Origin of the sequence: Caballeronia sordidicola (assembly GCF_001544455.2) — a bacterium.
Lineage (GTDB): Bacteria > Pseudomonadota > Gammaproteobacteria > Burkholderiales > Burkholderiaceae > Caballeronia > Caballeronia sordidicola.
The window spans coordinates 1-17,510 of the sequence record NZ_FCOC02000029.1; the positions used below are offsets into that span (position 1 = coordinate 1).

Genomic DNA, 17,510 nt, shown 5'->3' on the forward strand with positions numbered 1-17,510 from the left:
GAGGTCGATCCATTTGCCGCCGTTGATCTGGATGGAGCCCTTGGCGTCGTAGGAGAGGTTGTTCACGCGCAGCGTCAGCGTGGTTGCCGATGCGCCGGCGGGGACCGGTAGCGTGGTGGTGACCACCACGCCGCTGCCCGCGCCCATGACTTCGAGCGGCATGACGATGGCGCCTGACTCCGCGGCGTCCGCATCAGACGCCGGTGCTTGGGGAGCGATTACAGGAGGCGGGTTGTCGCTGCTGCTGTCGGGCGGATTCGATCCACTCGCCGGGGAACTCGCGCCCACGGATGTGGCCGGGGGCGCCGCAGCCGCGCTTGCCCCGCTTGGCGCGGCCGCGGATGCCGACGAGGCGCCGGCTACGTTACCGCCAACCCCGGACGAACTGCTAAGACCTGTAACCGCGGACGAATCCGAATTCCCGCCGCCACCGCCGCATGCACTGACGCTGAGAATCGCGCCGCCAACCAAAGAAATCACCCATATCTTCTTGAGATTTATCATTATTTATACGATGCGGAAACGATGAAATTCCCCGCATAAAAGTCGCGGAGCCCGGTATTTTCAAATAAAAGATGTTTTCCGCAAAAAAGACACTTGCATACAACGACAGCCTAATAAACAACTTAATCTTTTTATGCAATTCCTCATACAATTAAAATGCACGTTTCGCAGCTTTCTCATTGCGCCGTTTAAAGTATCCACCTTGCCATTGAACGAGGCTCCAGATTGCGCGCAGTCGAGTTAAGGCGCTACTTCAACATGGTTAAATGTTCAAACTGTGAAAATTGACCAAAAGGGGATTCAAGCTGCATGGATCCTGGTCGGGCAATCCGAGCGAAATCTTGCGCGCTCGACAATCTGGCAAATACCTGCACGCCACGCAATTCGGTTATTTAGCTTTTTTGTAATCTTCCCACGCCATGCAAACGCCGACCTTTCAAATATAGGCAAGCGGCATCCTTGCAGCTTCCTAGGGCGCGCCGACATCATTTCCCGTAAAAAACCCTTCTATATTTAGTCTGCTATGACTCGGCCTATGGCTCATGTGACTAAACATGATTCGAGTAGTCACTATCGGGGGGCATTGTGGCGCAGTTTAATAGTAAAAAAAATCTGCATGTCAATCTGCGATAACTGCACAGCGGCTTATGGCAAATGCCGGCGCGAACTCAAAGCCGCATGCGTACGAACGCGCTAATCGAAGAGTTAAAGCGTCATGGGTTATTCATGCCCAGACCGGCGCGTGCATCAACACTCCGCGTATTCACGAACCGGCCGCGGGCGCTGATGCAGCCGTGCCACGTCCAGGCACGGGCGGGCTAATACCTGAATCGCCGCTTTTCGAACATGCCACGCAGGCGAACGCCAGCACTGCTGCACCAAAGCACATGATCCATTTACCCGACATGATTTATCTCCGTTGATTCAAGACACGCAGATGGCAACCATTCGGCAGCAATGGTCATTCCGGTGCGCCGGCTTGCGAAGTCGGTTCGAGCACGGAATGGCTACATCGAAAGAACAAATGAAAAAGTCTGTGCTGGACACCCGTATCGCGAATGATTATTATTAACCATCCCGAGTACGCAGGCGTCCGGTCAACGAAAAGGGTGCAGAACAGGAGACCCTTTCATGCACCAGCCGCGCGTTGCCCCGTTAGCCGAAGTCGTTACACCTTCACTCGAAGCGAGTTTGAGCCTGTGGGAATGCGTGATGCGCGCGGCTGTTGCCGCGCTACGCGCAGCGCAGCCGCTTGCGGCGTTTCAGGGGTATGAACATGCGCTCGCAATCGCGCATCGGCTTATTGAACAGCCTCCCGAGGGACGTGCTGGCGATTGCGTCGCGGCCCTCGTGGTCTCGCATCACAATCTCGCGGATCTCGAACTCGAACGCGGCCGTATCGATCACGCCGTCGCGCAACTCTGCGCCGCGCACGAAGCGCTGTTTAAAATTTTCCTCGATACAACCCGCGGCCCAGCCCTGCAGCAAGCCGCACTGCGCCATAGCCGCGAGACGCATGTCGCGTTGCTGAACCATGTCGCCACGCATGGTCCTCATACGTCCATCGCGCGGACGCTCGAATTGGGCGAACGAGCGTTGAACGCAAGTACCCCGCTACCACACTGATGCATTGATTCCCCGACGCACTGACGCAAACGCACCGCCCATCCATCCCATCCGAAAGGAACCCACGATGCCCTATACCCTTCCCCCGTTGCCCTATTCGTTCGATGCACTCGAACCGCATATCGATGCCCGCACCATGGAGGTTCACCACACGAAGCATCACCAGACCTACGTCAACAACCTGAACGCGGCGCTGAAAGATACGGAGTACGCAGAATTGCCGATTGAAACGCTCGTGGCGCAAGTCTCTTCGCTGCCCGAAGCGTTGCAGGCGCCCGTGCGCAACAACGGCGGCGGCCATGCAAATCACAGCCTGTTCTGGACCGTCATGTCGCCCGAGGGCGGTGGCACGCCCGAAGGCGAACTGGCTCAGGCGATCGATACCGATCTCGGCAGTTTCGACGCCTTCAAGGAAGCGTTCACCAAGGCCGCGCTGACGCGTTTCGGCAGCGGCTGGGCGTGGTTGAGCGTGAACAACCAAGGCAAGCTTGTTGTGGAAAGCTCGGCGAATCAGGACAATCCGCTCATGACCGGATTGATTTCAGGCAACACTCCGGTCCTCGGTCTCGATGTCTGGGAACACGCGTACTACCTGAAGTACGAGAACCGCCGTCCGGAATACATCGCGGCGTTTTATAACGTGATCAACTGGCCGGAAGTCGCGCGCCGGTATGCGCAAGCGCGCGCGTGATGTAGCGGTCTCAACAGCGGTTTTCAGGCGCACGCAAAGCCGGCCGGCACGCGCCTGAAACGAGGCGACTCAATAAACGTCGCGCCTGTACAACCCGTTCGCAACCATCATGCTGACGCGTTCATCGCCGAGCGCGGCCCTCAGTTCCCTGTCGACGGCAGGCGCCATTCCCGCCAGGCTGCCGCACACCATGATCGCCGCGCCGCCCGCCACCCACATGAAAATCTCGCTCGCGGATTGCCTGATGAGGTCTTGCACGTAGCGTCCGCAATCATCGTCGCGGGAATACGCCAGATCGACGCGCGCAAGCGTGCCGTCCGCGCGCCATGCGTCGAGTTCGTGCTTGAAGAAGGCGTCGTACCGGGCATTGCGCTCGCCAAACAACAACCAGTGCCCCTTCGATCCCGCCAGGCTGCGCTCACGAAGATGCGCGCGCAGTCCGGCAAAGCCTGTGCCGTTGCCAATGAGTATCAGCGCCCGCTCCCCTTCCGGCCGATGAAACCCCGCGTTCGTGCGGATGCGCGCCTGCACTGCATCGCCTTCGGTTGTATAAGCCGTCAGCCATCCCGAGCCAACGCCCAGTTCGCCCGATGACTTGACCAGTTGCCTCACTACGAGGTCCAGGTAGCCATCGGCGGGAACGGAGGCGATCGAATAATCGCGATGCGGCAGCGGCTTGAGGATATCGACAAGTTCAGCAGCGCTCATCTTGTCCGCGGCATCAGGCAAAGGAAGAATCGCGCCGGACAAGTGTGTATCGAGACGCTGACCGTGCACGCGGGTATCGGCATCCAAACCCGCCGCCGATAAAAACCGCGTCACCGCCGCCGGATCATTGCGCGGATAAATCTCGACAATGTCTCCCGCAGTCCACTGATGCGCGGTCGCAGCGTTCGCTTTCAGCCGCACAAAATGCACGCCGCCGCCCTGGCTGCCAGGATTCAAAAGCTCACGTGTTGCCAGCGTCCACGCCTCGACCGGCGCTTGTGCCCAGGAAGCGGTTGTTGCAGCACCCAGCTCGGATAACTGCCGGCGCCAGCGCTGTTCGCTTTCATCGTCGCGCCCATTCATTTCGATGCGCTCGAACAATTTGCGCGCGCCAGCCCGGGTCAGCCATTCATCGACCTGACGGCCGAAGTGACAGAAATCCGGATACTCGCGATCGCCGAGCGCCAGCACCCCATAGCTGAAACCGCCGCTCGGCGCGGGGCGCGCCATCATCTGCCGCACGAACGAACGGGCGCGATCGGGCGCTTGTCCGTCGCCGTAGGTGCTGACCACAAAAAGCACGCAACGGGCGGCCGCCAGCGATACGGAATCGAGCGCGGAAATGGGCAGCAAGCGCGCCGACCGTCCCGCCGATGCAAATGCCGCCGCGCTCATGCTCGCTATGCGCTCGGCCGTGCCGGTCTGGCTCGCATGAACGATCAGCAAGTCGCTGTCCACGTCATTCACCACGACGGGTGGCAAGGAAGGAATGGCAATGGCGCCGGCTTCACGGCGCTTGCGCCGTCGGCCGAGATACAGCAGCCAGCCGGTTATTGCAAAAAGCGGCATGGTCAGGCTGCACAGCATGATCACCACCCGGCCTGCAATGCCGAACACGCTGCCGCTATGCACCGACAACATGCTCGTGCCGACGACCTTGCTTACTGGCCGGTCGGCGTAGAGGTCGGTGAGTTTCAGCGAGCCGGTGGAGGCATCGAATGTGTATCGATCCATCAGGCCGCCTCGCAACGGCCCGTCGAAACGTTCAATCGATACCGACTTGCCATCGCGCGATACCGTGAGCGAAGCACGTCCGAAATCGGGGCCGACTCGTTGCACGAAGGTGTTCCATGCGGCATCGAACGAGATTGCATGGCCCGGCTCGGCCGCGCCTTGCGCGCCGCGCTTTTTACGCGGGGCGGCAGCACGGGGCGCGTCGCCCTTCGCGAGCGCAAGCGCTTCCTTCGGCTTGCGATCCATGGCCGGCGCGCGCCGCATTTCCTCGATGCCCAGCGTCTTGCTCACCAGATCGTGATACCAGCCGTATGACCACCACAGCCCGGTGAGCGCGCTCAACAGATAGGACAGGACCATCCATGCGCCGATCACCGCATGCAACGAGCGATAAAGATTGCGCCCGGTGCGCTTCAGATCGAGGACGAACCACGAACGCCAGTCGAGCGGCTTGCGCGGCCATCGGAGATACAGCCCGGACAGCGCGAAGAATATGAGCGAGAACGCAGCCACGCCCGTAATCTGCTTGCCGATCTCGTTGTCCCTGCGCCCTTCGGTCAGAGGCAGCGCCAGGAATCGATGCAGGTCTTCGACGAACGAAAAAAAATCATTGCCGGCAGCCTTGCCGAGCACGTGCCCAGTGTAGGGATCGGCATAGTATGTCGCCGCGCCGGAGGGCTGGCGCACGCGAAACTGCGCGGCTCTCGCCGGATCAGCCGACAACACCAGCGGCCTGATGTCCTCGCCGGGAAACTGGGCCTGGATGCTCGCGAGCAGCGCATCCGGTGTCATGCGTTCGGCGCCTTTCCCGCCGTTTGCAACGCTGATCGTGCGGCTGTTCAGGAGCCCCGTTATCTCGTCCTCGAAGCTCATGGTGGCGCCCGTCAGCCCCATGAGCGCCAGCACCAGTCCCACTGTGATGCCGAGCAGCCAGTGCACTTGAAACAGAATTCGACGAGTCATTGAAATACCTGCAGTCCCTGCGCGGTTCGGGCGGTCATAGATAGTCTTACAGTCAGTCTTACAGTTTCAATGCATCGTTTCCAAAGCATAGTTAAACGCCGCGATGGCCCACGCGCCCCTTGAGCGCCGGGCGCGCCGCACTATGGCGAAAAACAATGTCAGCGTAATGATGCGCAGCAGGGAGAGACTCGCTACGTCGAATGGGAATGATTCTTGTTTATTTTAACGGCCACTCGACAACACACGCAACAGATTTTGACCGGAGTGCTGGCAAATGCGCCTTTTCAAGGCCCGGGACTTGCGCATTGCTTACCGACGACGCGGCATTACGCGTACTGGAGGACACATGCGACTCATACGCTATCGCACGCTAAGGACGATCGCCGATCATCCCGGCGCGTTCGCGTTGCAAGTTCTCAAGGCGTTTCGCGCGAACCAGGGCATGCTCCTCGCGGGCGCGGTCGCGTATTACGCGCTGCTTTCCATCATCCCGCTGCTGATACTGGTCGTGATCGCGCTTTCGCACGTGGTCGACCGGCACGTACTTCTGGATACGCTGTCTCATCTGCTCGAATGGCTCGTGCCGGGACAGGCAAAAGCCATCGTCAGGGAGCTTGCAAACTTTCTCGCGCATCGCACGGTGATTGGATGGGTGCTTCTCTGCACCATGATTTTCTTCAGTTCATTGGCCTTCACGGTGCTCGAAAACGCGATGTCCGTGATCTTCGTTCATCGCGTGGCGATTCGCCGGCGGCACTTCCTGATTTCCGCGCTGCTGCCCTATTGCTACAGCTTGTCGCTCGGCGCTGGCGTGCTGCTCGTCACGCTTGTATCGACAGGATTGCAGGCGGTCGGCGCCCATAACGTGGATATATTCGGCATCGAAGTTTCCTTGAGCGGCACATCGCGGGCCCTGCTTTATCTGTTTGGATTCGCGGGCGAGGTCTTTGTGCTGACATCGATATACCTAGTGATTCCAGTCGGCCGGCCACACTTCAGGCACGCGCTGTTCGGCGCAATCGCCGCCGCGCTGTTGTGGGAAATCACGCGCCACGTGCTCGTCTGGTATTTCGCCACGCTCTCGCAAGTCAGCGTGGTTTATGGATCGCTGACCACATCGATTGTCGTACTGTTCAGTCTCGAAGCGCTCGCGACGTTGCTGCTGTTCGGCGCCCAGTTGATCGCGGAATACGAACGGCTGCATGCCGGAACCACGGAGCTTACGCCCAGGCCGTTTCGCACGGGCTGATACCGGCCTTCACCAGCGATACCAGCGATAATGCGCGGACATCAAAACGGACCTGCCGGGAGACCCTTTGGAACTGCGTCAGCTTCGCTACTTCGTCCGCGTCATCGAACACGGCAGCATGGGCCGCGCGGCAATGGAGCTTGGCGTGGTGACATCCACGCTGAGCCAGCAGATCAGCCGCCTCGAAAGCGAGTTGTCCACACGGCTCCTGCAGCGCACCGCCAGCGGCGTTGTTCCCACCGACGCGGGCCTCGCGTTCTGGCGCCAGGCGCAACTGGCGCTCCGCCATGTCGATGACGCCGCGCACGCCGCACAGCACGCGCGTCTCTCGGGCCATGTCAGCGTAGGCATGGCGCCAAGCACGACGGGCGTGCTCGGTCTCGCGTTCATGCGTGCAATGCGCGAACGTTATCCCGATGTCCGCCTGCGCATGGTCGAAAGCCTGTCGGGCCATCTGGCCGGCATGCTCAACGCGCGCCAGATCGACCTCGCCATCCTTTTTCAAAGCGACAACATCAAGCGCTTCAGCGCCACGCCTTTGCTGGACGAGCGTCTGTTCCTGATCGCCGCCGCAAGCTTCGAACCCCTGCCCGCGACCCGGACCACGAAGCTCGCGCATGTCGCCCGGTTGCCGATGATTCTTCCAAGCGGCCCCCACGGATTGCGCTCGCTGCTCGATACCGCGTTCGCACGCGCGGGTATCGAACCCAACATCGTGGCTGAAATCGATGGCCTCGCCATGCTGATGGATGCGGTTGGCGGCGGCCTGGGCGTCACCATCCAGCCAGGCGCCGCGCTCGCCCGGCGCGATCCGGCCTCGTTCCGCGCGCTCCCGGTCAGCGAACGCGGCATGGTGCGTCCGAACCAGCTTGTCAGCCTCTCCGACGACGAACTCTCGCCCGCCGGTCTCGCGGCCCGCGTGGTCCTCGCCGATGTCGCGCGCACGCTTGTTGCCAGAGGCGACTGGGCTGGCGCCACAGTGCCGCCTCTTCACAATTCGTGAAGACCTGTTGCTCGCTGCCTGCTGGCGGCTGAACACCTGGCGTCCTACACTCCCGGGATTGGAGGAGACGTCGACAATGGTGGATGTACTGGTGATCGGAGGCGGCAACGCGGCCTTGTGCGCCGCGCTGATGGCGCGCGAAGCAGGCGCGTCCGTCATGTTGCTCGAAGCGGCCCCGCGTGAATGGCGCGGCGGGAATTCGCAGCACACGCGTAACCTGCGCTGCATGCATGACGCGCCGCAGGATGTGCTGATCGACGCGTACCCGGAGGAAGAATACTGGCAGGATCTGCTCAAGGTGACCGGCGGTCTCACTAATGAACCGCTCGCGCGCCTCGCCATCCGCGAATCGTCCACATGCCGCGACTGGATGCGCAAGCACGGCGTGCATTTCCAGCCGCCGCTCTCGGGCGCGCTGCACGTAGCCCGCACCAACGCATTTTTCATGGGCGGCGGCAAGGCGCTCGTCAACGCATACTTCCGCAGCGCGCAAGCGCTGGGCGTGCAGATACGCTACGACGCGCCGGTGGATTCCATCGAACTGGACGGCGATCGTTTTGTCGCGGCACACATTGGCAACGAACGCATTGAAGCGCGCGCCTGCGTGCTGGCGGCGGGCGGCTTCGAATCGAATCGCGCATGGCTGCGTGAAGCGTGGGGCCAAATCAACGGCGAATGGGTCGCCGACAACTTCCTGATTCGCGGCACGCGCTTCAACATGGGCGTGCTGCTCAAGTACATGATCGATGCAGGCGCGGATTCCATTGGCGATCCGTCGCAATCGCATTGCGTCGCCATCGACGCGCGCGCGCCACTGTATGACGGCGGCATCTGCACGCGGGTGGATTGTGTATCGCTGGGTGTGATGCTCAATCGCAACGCCGAGCGTTTCTACGATGAAGGCGAGGATTTCTGGCCCAAGCGCTACGCCATCTGGGGCCGGCTCGTGGCTCACCAGCCGGGGCAGATCGGTTATTCGATCATCGATTCCAAAGCGATAGGCCGCTTCATGCCGCCCGTGTTCCCCGGCACGAAAGCGAATTCGCTCGGCGAACTGGCGCGCGCCACGGGACTCGATGAAACAAAGTTCATCGAGACAATTGAGACCTATAACGCCGCATGCCGCGTTGGTACCTTCGATCACGCGGTGCTCGACGACTGCTATACCGAAGGCCTCACGCCCGCGAAGACGCACTGGGCGCAGCCTATCGATAAACCACCCTTCTATGCCTTCGCGCTTCGTCCGGGAATCACGTTCACGTACCTCGGGCTGAAGGTGAATGAACAGTCCGCCGTGCACTTCGGCGGCAAGCCGAGCCCCAACCTTTACGTTGCAGGAGAAATGATGGCGGGCAACGTGCTTGGCAAGGGCTATACGGCGGGTGTCGGCATGGCGATCGGCACGGCGTTTGGAAGGATCGCGGGCACTCAGGCCGCGCAGGCAGCCCTGAAACTGAAGGAAACCCGTCATGCAGTCGCTTGAAAACCTGACGCGCGAGGCGAGCGCGCTTGCACTGAACGAAGTTCCCATCACATTCGCCAAGCCGATGTCAGCAGCCGAAGGCGAAGTCAGCCGCATCATGCAGATCTGCAATGCGTGCCGCTATTGCGAAGGCTTTTGCGCCGTGTTCCCAGCGATGACCCGCCGCCTTGAATTCGGCCGTGCCGACGTGCATTTCCTTTCAAATCTCTGTCACAACTGCGGCGCGTGCCTGCACGCGTGCCAGTACGCGCCGCCGCACGAGTTCGGCGTCAACGTGCCGAAGGCCATGGCCGAGGTGCGTCTGCAGACGTACGTGGACTACGCGTGGCCAGCAGGATTCGGCGCACTGTACAAGCGCAACGGTCTGACGCTGGCGCTCGCCTTGGCCGGCGGTCTGGCACTTTTCCTTATCATGACAATGGCGTTAAAAGGCACGCTTGTCCTGCCACCACTCGCCGGAAATTTCTATGCGGTGTTCCCGCACAATACGCTGGCACTTTTGTTTGGCATGGTGTTCGTGTTCGCGATGATCGCGCTCGGCGTGGGCGTGCGGCGGTTCTGGCGTAACGAAGACCCCGGCGCAATGTCGGCGCAGGCCATCGGCGAGGCAACACACGACGTGCTGAGCCTGCGTTACCTGGGCGGTGGTCACGGAGAAGGCTGCAACAATGCCGACGACGCGTTTTCCCTCGCGCGCCGCCGCTTTCATCATCTGACGTTCTATGGCTTCATGCTGTGTTTCGCGTCTACATGCGTGGCGACGCTGTATCACTACTTTCTGAAGCTCGAAGCGCCGTACGCGCTCACGAGCGTGCCGGTCGTACTGGGTTCGCTTGGCGGGATTGGCTTGCTTGCGGGTCCAGCCGGGTTGTTATGGCTCAATTTAAAGCGCCATCCGCAACATGGCGATGCGGCGCAAAAGCCGATGGACCGCGGTTTTATCGCGTTGCTGTTGTTGACGAGCGCAAGCGGCCTCGCGCTGCTGCTGCTGCGCGATACATCCGCGATGGCGTTATTGCTCGCGGTGCACCTTGGCATTGTCATGGCCTTGTTTTTGACGTTGCCATATGGAAAATTCGCGCATGGTATATATCGCAGCGCAGCACTGCTGAAATGGGCCGTGGAAAAACGCCAGCCAAGCAAACTGCTAGTGGAAGATTGACAATGAATTGATGCGGAACGGGGTCCGCCGAGCCTATCATGGCCGACGTGGCAATAAAAAAACCTAGGAGACGACATGGCAACCGGAAACGAATTTCAATCGCAGACGTTGGGCGCAACCGCGCCCAGTGTCTCGAAGCTGGGCGCGGTCCTGCGCGTCACCAGCGGCAACTTTCTCGAACAGTTCGATTTTTTCCTGTTCGGGTTCTACGCAACCTACATCGCCAAGACCTTCTTTCCGGCTGCAAGCGAGTTCGCCTCGCTGATGCAGACGTTCGCCGTGTTCGGCGCGGGTTTCCTGATGCGCCCGCTTGGCGCCATTGTGCTGGGCGCGTATATCGACAAGGTCGGTCGCCGGCGCGGACTGATCGTGACGCTGTCGATCATGGCAAGCGGCACGATTCTGATTGCGTGCGTTCCGGGGTTTGCGACCATTGGCTTGCTGGCGCCGGCGCTGGTGCTCATCGGCCGCTTGCTGCAAGGGTTCTCGGCGGGCGCCGAACTCGGCGGCGTATCGGTTTATCTGGCGGAGATGGCGACGCCCGGCAAGAAAGGCTTTTATACGTCGTGGCAATCGGCCAGCCAGCAGGTCGCGATCGTGGTCGCGGCGGCGCTCGGCTATGCGTTGAATAGCTGGCTTTCGCCGGCGCAGATCGCGGGTTGGGGATGGCGCGTGCCGTTTTTCATCGGCTGCATGATCGTGCCGTTTCTGTACATCCTGCGCCGGTCGCTGCAGGAGACTGCCGAGTTCCAGGCGCGCCGCCATCATCCGGCAACTGCCGAGGTCTTGCGCTCCATGGCGACGAACTGGAAGACCGTGGTTGCCGGCATGCTGATGGTCGCGATGACCACCACCACGTTTTATCTGATCACCGTCTATACGCCGACGTTCGGCCGCGCCGTGCTGCATTTGAGCACGTCGGACAGCCTGGTCGTGACCTTGTTCGTGGGTGTATCGAACTTTATCTGGCTGCCGATTGGCGGCGCGATTTCGGATCGTATCGGACGCAAGCCCGTGCTCCTGTTCGTGTCCGCGCTGGCGGTCATCACGGCGTATCCCGCGCTCTCGTGGCTTGCGCACGATCCGAGCTTTTTGCGCATGCTCGCCGTGCTGCTGTATTTCTCGTTCTTCTTCGGCGGATATAACGGTGCGATGGTCGCGGCTCTCACCGAAGTAATGCCCGTCAATGTTCGCGTGGCGGGTTTCTCGCTGGCGTTCAGCCTTGCAACGGCGATCTTTGGCGGCTTCACGCCAGCGGTATCGACTTACCTGATCCAGGCAACCGGCGACAAAGCTGCGCCCGCGTACTGGCTCATTTTTGCCGCAGTGTGCGGGTTCTTTGCCACGGTTGCCTTGTACCGGCGAGGCGGCGCCGCGGAATTGCAGGCGAAGCTGGGGTAGGAAAATGACCCGCGCGGCCGATGTGGTTATCGGCCGCGCATTTAAGACCGTCGGCGCTTACCGCATACCCGGCCCATGTCAGCCTAGAGTTTGATCTCCGTTCCAAGCCGCGCCAGAAACTGCCCGAGCCATTGCGGATGCGCAGGCCATGCGGGCGCCGTGACGAAGTTGCCGTCCGTAACCGCACTATCCACTTGAATCTCCGCATATTCACCGCCGGCAAGACGCACTTCCGGCGCGCACGCCGGATAAGCCGAAATGCGTTTGCCGCGAATCACGTCCGCAGCGGCCAGCAGTTGCGCACCATGACAAACAGCGGCAATGGGTTTCTGTGCATCGGCGAAATGCCGGACGACTTCAATCACACGACTATTCAAGCGCAGATATTCGGGCGCGCGGCCGCCCGCGATCATCAATGCGTCATAACTGGCGGGATCGATGTCGTCGAAACTCGCGTTCAGCGTAAAGAGATGTCCGGGTTTTTCCGTATAGGTCTGATCCCCTTCGAAGTCATGGATCGCGGTCTTGATCGTGTCCCCGCTCTTCTTGCCGGGGCACACTGCATGCACGGAATGACCCACCATCTGCAGCGCCTGGAACGGCACCATCGTTTCATAATCTTCGGCGAAATCACCGGTCAGAAACAGAATCTTCTTGGCTGCCATCTTGCTCTCCCATCAAAGAGATCACGCAGGAAACCGGTCCGCCCGGACCGGCGCTCGTAGCTATCTTAGCGCGTATGAGACGCGCGGGACCCGGCGATTCAGGCGGAAAAATCAGGCGTGTACCATGAAGCGCCCGCTGCATTCATGGAATGCAAATATCAATTCGATGGTTCGCCGAAGCGCCTGGCCGTGCGATGCTTTTGCGCCCTCGGCGTCTCTTATCCATCGTTCTTCACGTGGACTTCCATGAGCAAGAAAAAGATTCTTCTGAATGCGTTCAACATGAATTGCGTCGGCCACATCAATCACGGCCTATGGACGCATCCGCGTGACCGCTCGACCGATTACCGCAAGCTTTCGTACTGGACGGACCTCGCCCGGCTGCTCGAGAAAGGCCTGTTCGACGGACTTTTCATCGCGGATATTGTGGGCGTCTACGACGTGTATCAGCAGTCCGCCGACCTGACCTTGAAAGAGTCGGTCCAGCTTCCCGTCAACGACCCCATGATGCTCGTCTCGGCCATGGCCGCCGTGACCCGTCACCTTGGCTTTGGCATTACGGTGAACCTCACCTACGAAGCGCCCTACTTGCTTGCACGGCGCTTCTCGACGCTCGACCATCTGAGCGACGGACGTATTGGCTGGAACATTGTCACGGGCTATCTCGACAGCGCCGCGCTCGCCATGGGCTTGACCGAACAGATCGCCCACGACGAGCGCTATGACCGCGCGGACGAGTATCTCGACGTGCTCTACAAGCTCTGGGAAGGCAGTTGGCAGGACAACGCGGTTGTGCGCGACCGCGAAGCGCGAGTCTTCGCTGATCCTGCAAGAGTACACAAGGTGAATCACCATGGGCGTTATTACAACGTCGAGGGTTACCACTTGTCGGAGCCCTCGCCGCAGCGCACCCCCGTGCTCTTCCAGGCGGGGTCATCGGGCCGCGGCCAGGCGTTTGCGACGCGTCACGCCGAGTGTGTCTTCGTATCGAGTCAAAGCAAGGAAGGCACGAAAAAACTCGTCGATGCACTGCGCCGGCAAGCCGCCGAGGCTGGCCGCAACCCCGCTGACCTGAAGATCTTCATGGGCGTGACCGTCGTGGTCGGCCGCACGCGGGCAGAGGCGCAAGCGAAGTTTGCCGAGTATGCGCGCCACGCGAGCCCTGAAGCCGGGCTGGCGCATTTCGCGGCGGGAACGGGTATCGATTATTCGACCTTCAATCCCGACGACGAAATCCAGCCGCCAGGCGCCCCGAAAAGCCGCGGGATCGAGTCCTCCGTGCAGCGCGTCACCGACGGTCAATCCGGCTGGACAGTACGGCGTCTGCTCGACCAGTTGAAGCTCGGCGGACGCTATACGACCATCGTCGGCGACGCGGCGGACGTAGCCGACGCGCTCGAATCATGGGTGAACGAAACGGGCGTGGACGGCTTCAACCTGACCCGTACGGTGACGCCGGAAAGCTACGAGGATTTCATCGATCTGGTGATTCCGGAACTGCAGGCAAGGGGTATCTACAAAACGTCCTACGCAGATGGCACGCTGCGTGAGAAGCTCTTCGGCGGCACCGCGCATTTGCCGAAAGAACATGCGGGCGCCTCGTTCCGCGATCTGTCCGCAGTCCAAGGCGCGCCACTCAAGTAAGCGCGTGTGGATTCGGCAATCCGCCACATCAGCACGTGAGCATTGCTGGATCCATAAGGACGACAAAGTCATTCGCATTCCTCAGACAATTGCTTTGCTGGCGCCCAGGGTTTTCCCTCTATCGCCCTTGGACTGGGGCGCGCGTTGTTTTCAAGTTTTCGACTAAACAGTCGTTATAAAAGGAGCACGCAATCCGGAGCCGTGTCAATACACCAAATCACGGGCCATACAACGCGTGCCACTGCAGGTTTTGGTGGCATTATTCGTTGTAACTAATCACTGTAATCCTTCATGGAAGCGTTTTCGTCGAGTCAGAGGCATCTTTATTATGTAGGCGACCCCTTGACGCTAGAGGTTCGCTCACTGATGGATGCGCGCGGCTGGACGGTCAGGAACTCGGAACTGGGGCGGGATCTCGAGAGTTTTTCATCTACGCCGAGCGGGGGATTACTCGACTTTTCGTCCCGCCACATTCAGTCGAACCTGCGTCAGGCTGAAACGCTGTTATCGATCAAGACCATTGGCTGGGTGGCGCTCCTCACACCCGCCCAGCTCGACAACGAGACAATCCGCCGGCTCGTGCGCGATTTCTGCTTCGACTACGTCACGCTTCCGGCTTCGGGCGAACGCATCCTGAACGCGCTTGGACATGCGTATGGCATTGCTGCATTGCACGATGGCGGCGCAAGCGGCGGCGTAGTGGGCGCAACGCTGGGCAACGTACACGCCCAAGCCAGCAGCCACGCCGAAGGCGAAATGATCGGCTCGTGCGACGCCATGCTCGCGCTGTTCCGTGCAATCCGCAAAGTGGCCATCACCGACGCGCCCGTCTTCATCTCCGGCGAGTCGGGCACGGGCAAGGAACTTACGGCCGCCGCCATCCACCAGCATTCGACACGTCGCGACCAGCCCTTTGTGGCGATCAATTGCGGTGCAATCCCCACACATCTGCTTCAATCCGAATTATTCGGCTATGAGCGCGGCGCGTTCACGGGCGCGAACCAGCGCAAGATCGGCCGGGTGGAAGCGGCGAATGGCGGCACGCTGTTCCTCGATGAAATCGGCGACCTGCCGCTCGAAAGCCAGGCGAGCCTGCTGCGTTTTTTGCAGGAACGCAAGGTCGAGCGGTTGGGCGGACACGGCTCCACGCCTGTGGACGTACGCATCATTTCAGCCACCCACGTGGACATGCAGACGGCCATGGCCGAAAGCCGGTTTCGCGCCGACCTGTACCACCGTTTGTGCGTACTTCAAATCGATGAACCGCCGCTTCGTGCGCGCGGCAAGGACATCGAATTGCTCGCAAAGCACATGCTCGACCGCTTCAAGAAGGACGCGCACCGGCCGTTGCGCGGCTTCGCGCCGGACGCGGTTGCCGCGCTTCACAATTATTCGTGGCCGGGGAACGTGCGCGAGTTAATCAACCGCGTGCGGCGCGCGATCGTCATGGCCGAGGGACGGCTGATCGGCGCGCATGATCTCGAACTGGGCGAATTCGCCGAGCCCGCCCCCACTTCGCTCGCGCAAGCGCGCGAAGCTGGAGAGCGGCAGGCAATTGAAATGGCGTTGCTCAGGAATCGCGGACGTCTTGGCGAGGCCGCAAAGGAACTGGGCGTGTCGCGCGTCACGCTGTACAGGATCTTGTCGGCATACAGCATGCGCGACGCAACGACCTCGCCGGGAGTGGATGTCGAGTGAATACGCGCTGGTCTAGTCCGGCCAGCGCGGCTTGACGCTCAACGCTTCAGGCCATCGGCGGGGAAAAAAGTCCTTGCAAGCGGCAATCATCTGATAAACCCACCCAATCGCCAGCACCAGCAGCAGGGCGCCCAGTCTTTCGTCGTCTCGCATCTCTTCCCCCCGGTTATTTTTTCAGGGCCTGTCCTCGCAGGCATAACCGTAAGCATACTTATTAATTTACACCACGCTCTGTTCGCTAGCGCTCAAGACACGGTCCATCTCTTGTGCGGGTTGCGTTTGATTGGCGTTGTGGTTCCGGGCCGCGCCAGCGACGTGACGCCCTCTCTGAATGCCGCGTCGCGCAGCATCTGATGCGTCAGGGCGACGTGCTGGCGCGCGTAGCCCCGCGTAGTCAGCTCTTTCGATACCAGCTCCTGCTGCGCGCGGACGATGCGCGCGGTCGTGCCATCGGGATCGGCGGCCAACGCGGCAACCGTCTCGCGCAGCGAGTGCGGATCGTGAACCGGGACGTACGAGACCGCGTCGTGCGAGAAATAATCCTTGAGTCCGCCGATGTCCGTTGCAATCACCAGCTTGCCAGCCATCACGCCTTCCAGCACCACGGTGATTCCCGACGCATGATGATTCGGATGCAGTGGCACCACGATCACATCAGCCCATTCATAGAGCTTGCGCTGCTCGTCGATACCGGTCACCGGTGCGACCACGACGTTGTCGGCTTCGCTTGGACGCGGCACCTTGCGCTGTGTTGCAAGCCGCGCGGAGAAGCGCTTGTCGTTCTCGAAGGCTTCCATGAAAGTCTGCCAGTCGCGATCGCGGTCATTGCCTAGGGCGGCGACGCGCAACGGTGCGTGCGGACGCCACTGCGTGACCGGCTGCAAAGGGAAGTCTTCCGTGCCGATGCCGTAGAGCACGACGGTCGCATCGCGGTTCCAGAACCTCCTGACGAGCGCGGCGTTGTCGTGAGTAAGCGTTGTCAACAGGTCCGCCCGGTTGAGCAGCACCTTGTAGATGGCGCGCTTGACTACGCCGAGCGAGTTCCAGATATCGAGCAGCCAGACGCTTTGCGCAAGCAGCAGCGGTTTGGGTCCGCGTTTGAGCATCAGCAACAATGCGGCCGACAAATATTCGCGCTCGGTGTGTGTCCAGATGACATCGGCTTCGAGCAAGGCGGTGCGATTGCGGAACGTATGAATGAGATCGCAGCCAAGGAGCGCTTTCAGGCCGCGCCGGATCAAGCGCATCGCGCGCCCTTCGGGATGGTCCTGCGAATACGACAACGCCAGGGAATTCGATTCGGCATGGTGATATCCGTACAGGCAACCCACGTTGTCATCCTTGCGATAACGGCTCGGGTCGACGCCGTAATACAGATGCACGTGGACCTTTGCCGGCACGCTCGCCGCAGTGCTCTTCGATGCCATCTTTCCCCCGATAAAAAATCCCTGGCCTGCACGCCGGCCATGTCAAGGAACGCATCGTACAGGGACCGTGGACATCGTCCAGCATGACCTGTCATGCAACGTAGGGTGGACCACATAACGCAAGGGGCGCCTGCATGATCGGGGTTCTTGCCCTTCCAATCGAATCTCGATGCCGCGGCTTGACACTACCTGACACATCGGGCGCATCTATTTGTCCCGCTATAAGTGGCGCGACACATAGCGGGCATCGTTGATCCGGTTTCGAGGCACAT

14 protein-coding genes are annotated in these 17,510 nt (G+C 60.6%); 10 read left to right on the top strand and 4 right to left on the bottom strand.

Going from position 1 to position 17,510, the window contains the following annotated elements; translation table 11 throughout:
* Positions 1 to 232 precede the first annotated feature (232 nt).
* The 3 genes from AWB64_RS32095 to AWB64_RS28075 all read left to right on the top strand — a co-directional run bounded on the left by AWB64_RS32095 (position 233) and on the right by AWB64_RS28075 (position 2,821).
* Positions 233 to 529 (top strand): hypothetical protein, encoded by a 297-nt coding sequence (locus tag AWB64_RS32095; RefSeq protein WP_060858684.1) that lies wholly within the window; start codon positions 233 to 235, stop codon positions 527 to 529.
* 1,106 nt (positions 530 to 1,635) lie between these two features.
* Positions 1,636 to 2,130 (top strand): DUF2753 family protein, encoded by a 495-nt coding sequence (locus tag AWB64_RS28070; protein WP_060858685.1) that lies wholly within the window; start codon positions 1,636 to 1,638, stop codon positions 2,128 to 2,130.
* Between the two features lie 67 nt (positions 2,131 to 2,197).
* Positions 2,198 to 2,821, top strand: a complete 624-nt coding sequence (locus AWB64_RS28075) for a superoxide dismutase (RefSeq protein WP_060858686.1) — start codon at positions 2,198 to 2,200, stop codon at positions 2,819 to 2,821.
* Between the two features lie 69 nt (positions 2,822 to 2,890).
* On the opposite strand, the gene AWB64_RS28080 is transcribed toward AWB64_RS28075, so the two are convergent.
* Positions 2,891 to 5,506, bottom strand: a complete 2,616-nt coding sequence (locus tag AWB64_RS28080; protein ID WP_060858687.1) for a sulfite reductase flavoprotein subunit alpha — start codon at positions 5,504 to 5,506, stop codon at positions 2,891 to 2,893.
* Between the two features lie 346 nt (positions 5,507 to 5,852).
* Between AWB64_RS28080 and AWB64_RS28085 the strand changes: the two genes are divergently transcribed.
* The 5 genes from AWB64_RS28085 to AWB64_RS28105 all read left to right on the top strand — a co-directional run bounded on the left by AWB64_RS28085 (position 5,853) and on the right by AWB64_RS28105 (position 11,804).
* Positions 5,853 to 6,755: a YihY/virulence factor BrkB family protein gene (locus AWB64_RS28085; protein ID WP_060858688.1), complete on the top strand. Its 903-nt coding sequence runs from the start codon at positions 5,853 to 5,855 to the stop codon at positions 6,753 to 6,755.
* 67 nt (positions 6,756 to 6,822) lie between these two features.
* Complete coding sequence (locus tag AWB64_RS28090) at positions 6,823 to 7,758, top strand: LysR family transcriptional regulator (protein ID WP_060858689.1); 936 nt, start codon at positions 6,823 to 6,825, stop codon at positions 7,756 to 7,758.
* A 76-nt stretch (positions 7,759 to 7,834) separates the two neighbouring features.
* Entirely contained in the window at positions 7,835 to 9,241 is a 1,407-nt protein-coding gene (gene tcuA, locus AWB64_RS28095; RefSeq protein ID WP_060858690.1) for an FAD-dependent tricarballylate dehydrogenase TcuA, read from the top strand.
* Positions 9,228 to 10,403 carry a tricarballylate utilization 4Fe-4S protein TcuB gene (gene tcuB / locus AWB64_RS28100; protein WP_060858691.1) on the top strand — a complete coding sequence of 392 codons (1,176 nt, stop codon included), beginning with the start codon at positions 9,228 to 9,230 and terminating at the stop codon, positions 10,401 to 10,403. The genes tcuA and tcuB overlap by 14 nt, the downstream gene beginning before the upstream one ends.
* Positions 10,404 to 10,478: 75 nt before the next feature.
* On the top strand, positions 10,479 to 11,804 hold the full coding sequence (locus AWB64_RS28105; RefSeq protein WP_060858692.1) for an MFS transporter: 1,326 nt from the start codon (positions 10,479 to 10,481) through the stop codon (positions 11,802 to 11,804).
* Positions 11,805 to 11,887: 83 nt separating this feature from the next.
* Here the strand turns inward: AWB64_RS28105 and AWB64_RS28110 are convergent, their stop codons facing one another.
* Entirely contained in the window at positions 11,888 to 12,469 is a 582-nt protein-coding gene (locus tag AWB64_RS28110) for a DJ-1/PfpI family protein (protein WP_060858693.1), read from the bottom strand.
* 246 nt (positions 12,470 to 12,715) lie between these two features.
* Between AWB64_RS28110 and AWB64_RS28115 the strand changes: the two genes are divergently transcribed.
* Positions 12,716 to 14,113 (top strand): LLM class flavin-dependent oxidoreductase, encoded by a 1,398-nt coding sequence (locus tag AWB64_RS28115; protein WP_060858734.1) that lies wholly within the window; start codon positions 12,716 to 12,718, stop codon positions 14,111 to 14,113.
* Positions 14,114 to 14,404: 291 nt separating this feature from the next.
* Positions 14,405 to 15,811: a sigma-54 dependent transcriptional regulator gene (locus AWB64_RS28120; RefSeq protein WP_060858694.1), complete on the top strand. Its 1,407-nt coding sequence runs from the start codon at positions 14,405 to 14,407 to the stop codon at positions 15,809 to 15,811.
* A 12-nt stretch (positions 15,812 to 15,823) separates the two neighbouring features.
* Here AWB64_RS28120 and AWB64_RS31770 read toward each other — a convergent pair whose 3' ends face one another.
* Positions 15,824 to 15,964, bottom strand: a complete 141-nt coding sequence (locus AWB64_RS31770) for a hypothetical protein (RefSeq protein WP_157766722.1) — start codon at positions 15,962 to 15,964, stop codon at positions 15,824 to 15,826.
* 92 nt (positions 15,965 to 16,056) lie between these two features.
* Entirely contained in the window at positions 16,057 to 17,238 is a 1,182-nt protein-coding gene (locus AWB64_RS28125; RefSeq protein WP_060858695.1) for a glycosyltransferase, read from the bottom strand.
* Between the last annotated feature and the right edge of the window lie 272 nt (positions 17,239 to 17,510).

Coding starts and splice junctions, on each gene's coding strand:
- tcuB (WP_060858691.1), top strand. CDS start 9,228: ATGCAGTCGCTTGAAAACCTGACGCGCGAGGCGAGCGCGCTTGCACTG.
- AWB64_RS28120 (WP_060858694.1), top strand. CDS start 14,405: ATGGAAGCGTTTTCGTCGAGTCAGAGGCATCTTTATTATGTAGGCGAC.
- AWB64_RS28080 (WP_060858687.1), bottom strand. CDS start 5,506: ATGACTCGTCGAATTCTGTTTCAAGTGCACTGGCTGCTCGGCATCACA.
- AWB64_RS28105 (WP_060858692.1), top strand. CDS start 10,479: ATGGCAACCGGAAACGAATTTCAATCGCAGACGTTGGGCGCAACCGCG.
- AWB64_RS28125 (WP_060858695.1), bottom strand. CDS start 17,238: ATGGCATCGAAGAGCACTGCGGCGAGCGTGCCGGCAAAGGTCCACGTG.
- AWB64_RS28085 (WP_060858688.1), top strand. CDS start 5,853: ATGCGACTCATACGCTATCGCACGCTAAGGACGATCGCCGATCATCCC.
- AWB64_RS28110 (WP_060858693.1), bottom strand. CDS start 12,469: ATGGCAGCCAAGAAGATTCTGTTTCTGACCGGTGATTTCGCCGAAGAT.
- AWB64_RS28075 (WP_060858686.1), top strand. CDS start 2,198: ATGCCCTATACCCTTCCCCCGTTGCCCTATTCGTTCGATGCACTCGAA.
- AWB64_RS28070 (WP_060858685.1), top strand. CDS start 1,636: ATGCACCAGCCGCGCGTTGCCCCGTTAGCCGAAGTCGTTACACCTTCA.
- AWB64_RS28115 (WP_060858734.1), top strand. CDS start 12,716: ATGAGCAAGAAAAAGATTCTTCTGAATGCGTTCAACATGAATTGCGTC.
- tcuA (WP_060858690.1), top strand. CDS start 7,835: ATGGTGGATGTACTGGTGATCGGAGGCGGCAACGCGGCCTTGTGCGCC.
- AWB64_RS31770 (WP_157766722.1), bottom strand. CDS start 15,964: ATGCGAGACGACGAAAGACTGGGCGCCCTGCTGCTGGTGCTGGCGATT.